This is a genomic window from Melioribacter sulfuriphilus (assembly GCF_052656625.1).
In genome coordinates, this window is the sequence record NZ_JBQXXK010000002.1 from 421,109 (window position 1) to 430,625 (window position 9,517).

The following is a 9,517-nucleotide window of genomic DNA, read 5'->3' on the forward strand; positions in this document are numbered from 1 at the left end:
CGGAGAGAAGCATTTATGCTGAGTAGTTTTGAGCGAAGCGAAAAACGTATCGAAGCAACATTTAACCCAAAATCATCTTCCTTATCTTTTCAGACGAAGGAATACCACCAGGATAGAAGCGGCAGGACAATTTGGGGTCGTCGGGCGGAGGCATTCCAATTAAATCTTTTCCATTAATTAAAACAGTGGGAGAGCCTCTGAAAGAAACTCTTCTTGCAGTATCTTCATCTTCAACTTTTATTTCAATAAATTCAATATTATCTTCAATACCTTTAATTGCTTCAATGATATTCTGGCGCATTGTTTTATGATTAGGACAATGCTCAAAATACTGGAATTCTATTTTAATCTTTTCCATGACTTTCTTCTTTATAAGGATTTATTACTATCAAATATAAAACAAATCTAACAAATTTTTCATCCAGCATTGCATTCACGAATCCAATCAACACCTACATATTAACGTAAGAATACATAAGCAGCATGCGCGAATAAATGACGGTTATAGCTAAGCTTTGCAGCAGCAGATCAATATTTTTACTAACTACAATAAAAGTTCTGCAGTTGCATTTTCTATAAACTCGTTTTTTCCTTTGCTAAATCTAAATTTTGTAATTTATCTTTTAACCAGTGTCTATGTTCGGAGTTAATGAATAGGTTAATGCTTGAAAAACATTTTTATTCTCAATAGATGGGCTATCATTCTATCGTAATCTGAAAATCTCAACTGGTCACCTAACTTTTTGGATATTTGCACGGATATTGTTTTTATGCACAAGTTGTTAAGCGAGATTCTCTATCTTGGTGCACTTTATCAATTCAGGGCGAATTTTACTCTCCCTTTTGCTTTTCTTCTAAATAAAATTGATAAAAGTCCCGTTTAATTTCGTCGCGTATTCTTCGGAATGTATTCAATATTTCTTCTTCCGTTCCGGTTGCTTCTGCGGGGTCTTCGAATCCAATGTGAAGTTGATGTTTAACATCGCCCAAAAAGACCGGGCAGGTTTCTTTTGCATTGTCGCAAACAGTTATAACATAGTCGAAAGAATGATTAATAAACTCGTTCACATTTTTCGGAAAATTATCTGTTATATCAATACCGACTTCTTTCATTACTTTGACTGCATTCGGATGAACTCGGGATGAAGGATTTGTGCCTGCAGAAAAAACTTCCAGTTCCGGGTCAAACGATTTTAGAAAACCCTCGGCCATTTGACTGCGGCAGGAATTGCCCGTACAAAGTATTAATATTCTTTTTTTCATGTTATTATCTTTCTTTTATTGAGAGTGTGATTATTTAATTGAATTGCACAGCTTGACAGCAATAGACAACAACAATAACCATAACAAAGATAAATAAATGCGTAGTTGTTTGCCATGATGGTCTTTCTGAGCCTTGATGAAAGAGCTGTAGATTTATCATCTTCTTCACTTTAAATTAAATAGTTAATTACAGAAGAATTATGACAAATATAGATCGGTGATTTGATGAGTTGAAAATGAGAAAATAAATTAAAAGAAAGTGCGGGGCTGATGTTATATCAAAATGCCCCGCATTGATGTTTATCTTTCCACTCTACCCGAGCCACCACTTTTGACTAGTTTTTCCACTTCGTCAATACTTACCAGATTGAAATCGCCCGGTATGGTGTGTTTCAAACAAGAAGCGGCAACTGCAAATTCAAGTGCATCTTTGGTGTTTTCTTTTGTCAGTAGACCGTAGATTAGTCCACTTGCAAACGCATCGCCACCTCCGACGCGATCAACAATATCGATTTCATATTTTTTAGAGCGGTATGGTTCTTTACAATCTTTATCGTCTAACAGTAATGCGCTCCATCCATTGCGGGAGGCTGAATAACTTTCGCGCAGGGTAATTGCAACACTTTTGAATCCATAAGTTTCTTTTAATTTTTTTGCAACGTTGAAATATCCTTCTTCATCAAGTTTGCCAGCTTCCACATTAGTTTTCTCCGCTTTCAGGCCGAGACTTTTTTCGGCGTCTTCTTCGTTTGCAATGCAAACATCGACGTATTTCATTAATGGTTTCATAACAGCCTGAGCTTCGGCAGTTGTCCACATTTTAGCTCGGAAATTCAAATCGCAGCTGACAGTTACACCCATCGATTTGGCTGTTTCGCATGCTTCACTCAATAAATCCTGAGCATTTTTTCCAAGTGCAGGAGTTATACCCGTCCAGTGAAACCAGCTGGCATTTTCAAATACTTTTTTCCAGTCGACTTCCCCTTTTTTCATTAAAGATACAGCCGAATTTGCTCGGTCATAAATTACCTTAGATGCTCTCTGACTTGCGCCTGTTTCTAAAAAATAGATACCGATACGATCACCGCCTCGTACAATATAATCATCTTTAACACCGTAACGACGGAGATGATTTACGGCACTTTGACCAATTTCGTGTTTTGGTAACTTTGTAACGAAATAAGAATCGAATCCATAATTAGATAATGATACTGCCACATTTGCTTCACCGCCACCGAATGTAACGTCGAAATTTTGCGCCTGAACAAATCGCGTATATCCCGGCGTCGATAAACGAAGCATAATTTCACCGAAGGTTACTACTTTCTTGCTCATGTTTTTATTCCCCAATTAATTTGACTTCTTAAACGATAAATTAAACGCAAAAATAAAATAATTTTCAGAATTTTGGATTGACTTGAGAATGATAATAATTCTGGTTAATTAAGGCACTAAATTCATTAAGTCGTATTCTCCTTTTATTTCTTACTTTGTCAAAGCCAGAGTTTATTATAAACAGAATAGTTACATAAATACGTGTGTTTCTTTTATGGTTCTATTTAAGACTCCACTTTTTTATTTTAGATATAAAAAAAGAGGAATGTGTGGAAATACTGAGGAAGTTTTTTTATCCCGAATCAATTTGTATTGTGGGAGCCTCTTCAAAACCCAAAAGTATTGGTTACGAAATACTAAAAAACATTCGAGACTACGGCTATAAAGGGAAAGTCTTTCCTGTAAATCCTAAAGCCGATGAGATATTGAGCTATCGATGTTACGCTTCGGTTAAGGAAATTAATGAATCAATTGATCTTGCAATTGTAACCATTCCTAAAAGTATTGTAGTCGATTCGGTTAAGGATCTTATGGAAAAAAATGTCAAGGCGATAATTTTAATAACAGCGGGCTTCCGTGAAATTGGGAATGAAGGTGAAAGACTGGAAAAGCAGGTTGCCGAAATAATTAAAAAAAATGGTGGTCGACTCGTCGGTCCAAATTGTATGGGTGTAATAAATACGCTGCCGGGGCATGAACTGAACGCAACATTTGTTGCGGAAAAACCGGATATCGGTTCAATTGCATTCTTTTCGCAGAGTGGAGCGCTCGGCGCCGCTGTGTTAAATACACTCCGCGAATCTGACGTCAGATTTGCACATTTTATAAGTATCGGAAACAAAGCCGATGTAAATGAAAATGATTTACTCGGTTTCTGGTTAAAAGATGATAACATACATACCTTAACTTACTATCTCGAAAGCTTCGACAATGGCATAAACTTTTTATTGCCTTTCATAAAGGGTGAGGTCGATAAACCGGTAATTGTTTTGAAAGCGGGACGAACGCAAAGTGGAATGAAAGCAGCTTCCTCTCATACTGGTGCTCTCAGCAGTAGCGACAAAATTGTGAACTCCCTCTTGAAGCAATTTGGAATCATCAGAGTCAAAACATTAAATGAATTGTTAAATACAGCAAAAGGCTTTGAACACTTTCCTCTAACTAGAGGCAATCGTATTGCCGTTGTAACTAATGCCGGCGGACCTGCAATTTTATGCGTCGATAGACTCGAAGAAAAAGGTCTGGTACTTGCCAGTTTGAACGCCTCGACAAAAGAAAAAATCAAATCGATAATTCATCCGGAAGGAAGCGCGGAAAATCCAATTGACCTGCTCCCTTCTGGCGACGAGGAAACCTATAAAAACGTTACGGCTTTATTACTCGAAGACGAAAACGTCGACGCTGTGATTACGATTTTTGTCGAACCAGTTATGGTAAAACCATTTGAAATTGTCGAGTCAATCTATAACAATTTCAATAATAGTAATTCAACAAAACCTGTTATCCATACAACAATACCGCTACCTGAATTCTGGAATTATTATAAAACGAATTCTCAACGTAAACTGCCAGTGTTCAAAAATCCGGAAGACGTTCCTGAAATATTATCGAATCTCTGGTTCTATAAAGAAAGATCCACCAGGCTGAAGAAAAATCGTAACGAATATCTTGAACTTATCAACAGGAAAGGTTCAAACCTGATTAAAACGGAAGGAAAGTATCTTACGCAAAGAGAGCTGAACGAAATAGCAAAAAAATATAATCTGCCAGTAGTCGAAAGTAAAATATTGAAATATGAACAACTTATAGAACTGAGCGATGAATTTTTCCCTGCAGTAATTAAAGGTATGAACGCTCGTGTAATTCATAAAAGTGAATTTAATGCAGTGCATTTGAATATTAAAAACAAGCAAAAGTTATTAGAAAAAGCTGAACAAATTCAAAGTAGTTTCAAAGAGAATGGTTTTGAAGTAGAAGAATTCTTAGTACAAAGATATTTGAAAATAAAACATGAACTTTTGATTGGGGGCTTTCGAGATCGTTCCTTCGGTCCAATTATAATGTTTGGCTCGGGTGGAAAATACGTTGAAATATTGGGCGACACTTCAATTCGTTCCTGCTATTCGAGCAGAGACGATATTTACGAAATGATTTCTGAAACAAAAATCGGGAAAATAATTCAAGGCGCACGCGGCGAAGTCGGAATCAAAATTGAATCACTCGTTGAATTAATAAGAAATTGTGCAATAATGATGATTGAAAATTTAGCTGTGGCAGAATTCGATATAAATCCACTTGCCGTCGATGTTGATAACAATTTATATGTGGCGGATATCAGGCTAAGAACTATTTGACTGAGCCGGCTTTTTCAAGTAGTTCAAAATATTTTTTTATTAATTCTCTGTAATCCTTTTTGTATCCTTCACTTATGGCCTTCAGCAATTCGTCTCTGAGGCGATTTCTCGTTTCATCGTCGGGAAGACTCAAAGGTGCGGGCGACTCGGTTTCGATATTCTTACCAGATTGAGATGTTCTGTTTTTTTCAAAATCTCGCTCGTTAATCGAACGCTGTGCATCGAGTAGGCGAGAAAGTATTCTCTCCTGTTTTTGAATCAAATTATCGTTCAATTTTTCGGTTTCCATATCTGCTACCACTTCCTTCATCTCTTCTAAAATTTTTTCGAGATTCGACGCCAGACGTTTCGACTGCCCGGAAGCTTTAGCTTCGCGATTAAGTTGTTCCAGTGATTTTCTTACCAGTTCCTGTTCCTGGGCAAGACGTTTTAATTGCGATAGCATTTCCTGCGAAAGTCCACCCTGCTGCAACTTCTGTGTCAATTGATTTAGATTCATTTGTTGCTGAGATAGTTGCTGCAATTGTTGAAATAGACTCATCATGCCGCCTCCCTGCCCGCCATTCATCATTTGATCCATTCCAGTTTTAATCATCGATGCTGCTTCGTTCAAACTTGTCATAGCGTTTGTTTGAGATTGAACAGCTCTATTTGCATTATGCGTCATCAAAGCCGATGTGGAATTTTGCATCTCTGCAAATGCTTTCCCGATCGATTTTCCCATTTCTGGTGTAATGGCAAAAGTTTCATGCGACATTTGTGTCATCTTTTGAAGAATCTTATTCAAACTGCTCTGTAAATTATTTTGTTTGTTTGCATTCTTGCTGAATTCTGGTGACGAGTAGTTTAATTTTTCCGTTTCATCTTTCAATTTTTCCTGATTTTTCGAGAGTGTCAACAAATCGTCGAGGAGTTTCATCATTTCAAAAAAGGTTTTTACCTGATTCATCTGCTGCATCGAATTTTGCAGATTCCGGAATTCTTTGAGCATGTATTCCATATTAGAAGAAAGCCGCTGTTGATTTTTCAGAGCTTCGGCTTTCATCATTTTCTTAAGCTTTTCGAGAGTTTCATCGGAGATTTTTTCATTCATCTGCTTTTTGTATTCTTCAATCGTGCTCTCAAGTTTATCTTTCGGAACATTGCTGAGACCCTCCATTTTTTCATTCAGGTCGTCCATTGTATTTTTTAGATTTTCGAGTTCATGTGAAATTTCGTTCTGACGTTCGACTAAATTTTCTCTCCGCTTTGAATCAGACAAATTGCTTTCTGTGGTTTTATTCTTCAAATCTTCGATTTTTTCAAGAAGGTTTTCCGTCCTTTTAATTAATTCGTCGATTTTTTGTTCTACCTGAATTCGCTTGAGTAGATTAATTGTGCGTTCCAGACTTTTCTTGAAATACTCTTCATTAAGTTTCAAATCTTCGGCGGACAATTGTGTTTTATCCCTCATAAGACTTTGTAGTGATTCCTGCAATTTACGGAGAGCTTCTTTCATTTCTTCACTGTTCAAGTCGTCCATTAATTTTTGTAGCTCTTCGTATTTCTTGAGAGTTTCTTCAGAAAGGAGATTTTCTTTCATCATTTCATTTTTCATTTCGGAAATTTTGTCGGCGATTTTTTCTGCTTTTTCGAGCAGGTTTTTGTAACGTTCTGCGGCCGATTCAATCCTCTCCTTTTCCTGCCACGAAATTTCCTTTTGATTCTTTTTCAAATCGTCACTTATTTGCTGTAATTCCTTGCCGAGTGTTTCGGCTTCTTTCAAGGTTTCTTCAAGTTCTTCGATCGATTCAGACTGTGTTTCGTTTATATCTTTGAATAATTCGTCGAGCGAAGGAACTGTAATAAGATAACTTTTTGTACGAGCAGATTTCGGGCCGTTGACGTCATCGTTGTCGAATACTTCGAGATAGTAAGAAACACTTTCACCTTCAGCAAGCACAAGTGGCGATAGATCCCATGCGTGGTAAATTTCTTCTTCTTTGTTCTTCCCTATTTTTATTGCTATTTCGTTAAATGATTCTTCGGCAGAACGGTACTTCGAAGCTACAAGTCGGTATTTCAACAGTAGACGCGTAAAGCCGTAATCGTCTTTTATGCGGACAATCAGTGGCACTATTGGATTATTATTCAGCTTTGTGTCTTCATTGGGCGAAATCATTTCAATCGACGGTGATTCGTCTGCAATAGTTTTAATAAAGTATGTAATTGGGTCTTTGTTGATATTCCCATCTTCGTCTTTAATGTTAACGAGATAACTGTCGTCATTCAATATTGAGAAGCTGCCGGTGGCGATATTGCCAAGATGATTTAGAATTATTTTTTTTCCAGAAGAAAATTTTAATTCAGCATAAGAAAGAGGTTTTGAGGACACAATTTTCAATTTTACATGACTACCCGGCAATGCAGTTATATTTCCATCGTCGCTGCGAAATTCTGTCGAAAGTTTTGTGTATGCTGGCGGAATTATTGTCAAATCGAGTTTTGTTATAAAAGGCGGGTCAGTAACTTCGATTTTATAGATTCTGCTTTTTATTCCATCAGCCGAGGCATAATACTCCGTTGAACGGAAAATTGATTTAATTCTGTAACTGAAAACCCCGGAAGAATCGGGCAGTAAAGGATATCCCGTAAATTCAGCGTCGACGTCGGTCTTTATGTAAAGATTAATTCTTTCAGGACTTTCTCCGGTCGTTTTAATCGCTATCTTAACTTCTTCGCCTTTTACGGCGTTATAATTTCCCGGTTTGACAACAAACTGAAATTTCAAAGGCTGTGCGTATTCTGAGGTGTAATTAATGAGACGAACAAAAGATGTCCTCAGACTTTCGAATGCTGAAAATAATAAGAGCGATGCAACCAATAAAATTACAAAACGATAAAGATGCTTTTTGAGCTGTCGGGTATCGACAACGGAAGTAAAGTCAAGTTCTTTAACTTTTTCATAGACCTTATCAAAAGCAGCTGTAATCAATTGTGCTGAATAAGCGGGATTATTTTCTTCGACCAATTCGAGAGCATTTACCAGCTGGTCTTTTATTGTAGGGAAGTAATCGCCGGTTTTTTTTGCAAGTAAATCGTAATCAGGATTTAAATATGAAATTAATTTTTTTATAGCAGGGATTAGAAAATAAAATCCGAATGATAAAAAAGAAGCCGTAATAAAAAGAAAAAAAAGGATTGTTCTGATTTGAACCGAGAAATGGAAAAAGTTTTCAGAAACTACATAAAGAATAATTAGTAAATTAACCGACGAAAGGTAGGCGCATAGCCTTTCAGACAATTCGACGAGAATTTCCCGAAGGAGGAAATTTCTTAGTTTACTTTTTATATGATTAATCTTTTCATTCATTTCAATTGATCAGAGCCCATGTTATAATATTGACGCCAAATTTTAAAGCTTCTTCCCTCTTTTCGGGCGGGTCGTTGTGAACTTCCGGATCCGCCCATCCGTCACTCGGATTCGATTCGTATGTGTAGTAGAGACAGAGTCTCCCTTCGACAAAAATGCCGAAACCACGAGGCTGTTTGTTGTCGTGTTCGTGTGTTTTCGGAGGTCCGTTGAAATCGAAAACGCAGTGATACAATCCGTAGTCAAATGGAATTTCGACGAGCTCTTTATCCGGAAAAACTTTTTTGATTTCGCGCCTTAATGACCTGTCGAGTCCGTAATCGTCGTCCACGTAAAGGAATCCGCCGTTAGTAAGATAGGTTCTGAGTTTGCGGGCATCGCTTTCGGAAAAAACAATATTTCCGTGACCGGTCATAAAAAGAATCGGGTAAGCAAATATGTTTCCGCTCGAAAGGTCAACAAATTCATAGACAGGTTTGGTTTTTATATATGTTTTTTCTCCGATGTACTTAAGTAAATTGACCTCTGCCGAGGGGTCGTTGTACCAGTCGCTACCGCCATTGTATTTTAGTCTGCCGATTTTCAGTTCCTGCGCCGAGCAAACTACAACAAAAATAAAAAATATAATAACCGTTCTTCGCATAACAATTATTTTTTATTTGGGTTCTAAAATAATTATTTATTGAGTCAATATATAGACCAAACGACATCAGCAGAAACAACTCATTCGGTGAGTTGAATTATCTTTACAAAATACCGTTGTATTTTATCAAGTGTAAGCGATGTTTTAATTACGTTGAAAGAATAGAACTATTTATTCATTTGTCAGAAAATTCGGTTGTTACCACATAATTCTAATTTACTTCGGCTACTAAAGGATTGATATTCACGATAAGGTAATTGGTATTGAATCTAAAATAATTGCTTCGACTTGTTCCAGATATTTTTGATCTTCTCGTTCATCTTATTTTTTGATGAAGGCAACAAAATGGTAAATAATTTCATAACGCCTTCTATAATTTGTATGACCCTCAATTTAATCGAATTAAATTGATGTTCTGCATTTTATTAAGAATTTCCATTATGTTTTAGAGACATCTGAAAAATTCAATTAGAGGAACAGATTTATAAGTATTGTCGTTTTCATTGAAAAAATAAATCATGTATAAGTAAAAATTGGTTCTTTGAAATAGTGTTGTCTGCTTTATTGAGC

At 36.7% G+C, this 9,517-nt stretch carries 6 protein-coding genes; 1 reads left to right on the forward strand and 5 read right to left on the reverse strand.

What is annotated here, in order from left to right; genetic code table 11:
- Positions 1-61: 61 nt before the first annotated feature.
- The 3 genes from ACUN8G_RS03730 to ACUN8G_RS03740 form a co-directional block, all read right to left on the reverse strand.
- On the reverse strand, positions 62-358 hold the full coding sequence (locus ACUN8G_RS03730; protein ID WP_437347964.1) for a thioredoxin domain-containing protein: 297 nt from the start codon (positions 356-358) through the stop codon (positions 62-64).
- A 473-nt stretch (positions 359-831) separates the two neighbouring features.
- Positions 832-1,263, reverse strand: a complete 432-nt coding sequence (locus tag ACUN8G_RS03735) for an arsenate reductase ArsC (RefSeq protein ID WP_437347965.1) — start codon at positions 1,261-1,263, stop codon at positions 832-834.
- 300 nt (positions 1,264-1,563) lie between these two features.
- On the reverse strand, positions 1,564-2,598 hold the full coding sequence (locus tag ACUN8G_RS03740; RefSeq protein WP_437347966.1) for a PfkB family carbohydrate kinase: 1,035 nt from the start codon (positions 2,596-2,598) through the stop codon (positions 1,564-1,566).
- A gap of 269 nt (positions 2,599-2,867) precedes the next feature.
- On the opposite strand from ACUN8G_RS03740, the gene ACUN8G_RS03745 reads away from it, so the two are divergent.
- Positions 2,868-4,952, forward strand: coding sequence for an acetate--CoA ligase family protein (locus tag ACUN8G_RS03745; RefSeq protein WP_437347967.1), 2,085 nt, complete (start codon positions 2,868-2,870; stop codon positions 4,950-4,952).
- On the opposite strand, the gene ACUN8G_RS03750 is transcribed toward ACUN8G_RS03745, so the two are convergent.
- Together ACUN8G_RS03750 and ACUN8G_RS03755 are read right to left on the reverse strand one after the other, a co-directional pair.
- Positions 4,945-8,304: a DUF4175 family protein gene (locus tag ACUN8G_RS03750; protein ID WP_437347968.1), complete on the reverse strand. Its 3,360-nt coding sequence runs from the start codon at positions 8,302-8,304 to the stop codon at positions 4,945-4,947. The genes ACUN8G_RS03745 and ACUN8G_RS03750 overlap by 8 nt on opposite strands.
- A gap of 1 nt (position 8,305) precedes the next feature.
- The gene (locus ACUN8G_RS03755) at positions 8,306-8,947 is read right to left on the reverse strand and encodes a DUF4159 domain-containing protein (RefSeq protein WP_437347969.1); all 642 of its coding nucleotides are present in this window, start codon (positions 8,945-8,947) and stop codon (positions 8,306-8,308) included.
- Positions 8,948-9,517 lie beyond the last annotated feature (570 nt).